We start from the raw sequence: 1937 nt of genomic DNA on the forward strand, positions 1-1937 counted from the left end.
CCACCAACGGCACCACACCCGGCACCGGCATCTCCTCAGCCGCGCCCCACCCCTCCGGTGCTTCCTCGATGATCAGGTGCGCATTCGTCCCACTGACCCCGAACGACGAGACCCCGGCCCGACGCGGACGACCGTCGCGCGGCCAATCCCGCACCTCGGTCAACAGTTCCACCGCGCCCTCGGACCAGTCCACCTGGGCCGTGGGCTCTTGCACGTGCAAAGTGAGAGGCATGACGCGGTGCCGCAATGCCTGTACCACTTTGATCACGCTCGCCACGCCCGCAGCCGCCTGCGCATGACCGATGTTCGACTTCACCGAGCCCAGCCACAACGGACGCTCCGGGTCCCGGTCCTGCCCGTACGTCGCCAGCAACGCCTGCGCCTCGATCGGATCCCCCAGCGCCGTCCCGGTCCCATGGGCCTCCACGACATCCACGTCAGACGGTGACAGCCCCGCGTTCGCCAGCGCGCTGCGGATGACCCGTTGCTGCGACGGACCGTTCGGCGCCGTCAGGCCGTTGGAGGCGCCGTCCTGGTTCACCGCACTGCCACGGATCAAGGCCAGCACCCGGTGCCCGCGCTCGCGCGCCACCGACAACCGCTCCAGCACCACCACGCCGATGCCTTCGGAGAGCCCCATTCCGTCCGCCGTCGAGGAGAACGCCTTGCACCGTCCGTCCGCGGCCAGTCCTCGCTGCCGGGAGAACCCCACGAAGGAGTTGGGGCTCGACATCACCATCGCGCCGCCGGCCAGTGCCACCGAACACTCGCCCTGCCGCAGCGCCTGCCCGGCAAGATGCATCGCCACCAGCGACGACGAACACGCCGTGTCCACGGTGACCGCGGGACCCTCGAAACCGAACACATAGGACACACGCCCCGACGCCACACTCGACGCCACCCCTGTGCCCGCGAAGCTCTGCATCTCCGGCCCGACCACACCGGCCCCGTAGCCCTGCCCGGACACACCGGTGAACACGCCGACATCGGTGCCCTTCAATGAGACCGGGTCGACGCCGACGTCCTCCAACGCCTCCCACGAGGTTTCCAGCAGCAACCGCTGCTGCGGATCCATCGCCAAAGCCTCACGGGGCGATATGCCGAAGAACCCGGCGTCGAAGAGCCCTGCTCCGCGCAGGAAACCACCCTTGCTGACGTACGACGTGCCCGAGCGGTCGGGGTCCGGGTCGAACAGGCCCTCCAGGTCCCAGCCCCGGTCACGGGGGAACCCCGACACCGCGTCCTGGCCCTCGGACACCAACTGCCACAGGTCCTGGGGCCCCTCGACGCCACCCGGCAACCGGCACGCCATCCCGACGATGGCGATCGGCTCACGGGACGCGTTGACGAGTTGGCGGTTCCGCTTCTTCAGCGCGCCGACCTCTTCCAACGACTTCCGCAGCGCCTCGACGACCTTCTCATACGATGCACTCACCAACCGCCCCAATCACTCAAGTACCAGATGTCGGGTCTCGAAGGACTACTCATCGTTGAACGCCAGTTGCACGAGGTCGTCGACGTCCAACTCGGCGATCGACCGCTCCTCGTCGGCCTCGTCGACTCCCTCGACGGCGGCGACGTCCGGCTCGCCCAGGGCAGCCAACTCGGCCAGAGCGTCCATCAGTCCTGCCTCTCGCAGCCGAGCCAGCGGGATCGACGCGAGCGCGTGCCGCAGCCGTTCCTCGTCCATGTCGTGGGCGTTCGCGCTGCCGTTCGGAAGCAGTTCGGCACGCAGATGGCGGGCGAGCACCAGCGGAGTCGGGTGGTCGAAGACCACCGTGGCCGGAAGCTTCAACCCGGTCGTCTCACGCAGCTTGTTGCGCAGCTCGACCGACGTCAGCGAGTCGAACCCGGCATCCTTGAACGCCGTATCCGCCCGCACAGCCTCCGGCCCGGCATGCCCCAGCACCACCGCGACCTGACCACGAACCACATCG

The 1937-nt window shown here is 68.6% G+C and carries 2 protein-coding genes; both read right to left on the reverse strand.

What is annotated here, in order from left to right; genetic code table 11:
* A partial coding sequence (locus ACIRQP_RS42000) for a type I polyketide synthase (protein ID WP_403900701.1) occupies positions 1–1390 on the reverse strand: 1390 nt, incomplete at its 3' end.
* Between the two features lie 90 nt (positions 1391–1480).
* Positions 1481–1937 (reverse strand): acyl carrier protein (locus ACIRQP_RS42005; protein ID WP_403900699.1); only part of this gene is annotated, 457 nt, incomplete at its 5' end.

The sequence above is a fragment of the Streptomyces sp. NPDC102274 genome, from assembly GCF_044766385.1.
Classification (GTDB): Bacteria; Actinomycetota; Actinomycetes; order Streptomycetales; family Streptomycetaceae; genus Streptomyces.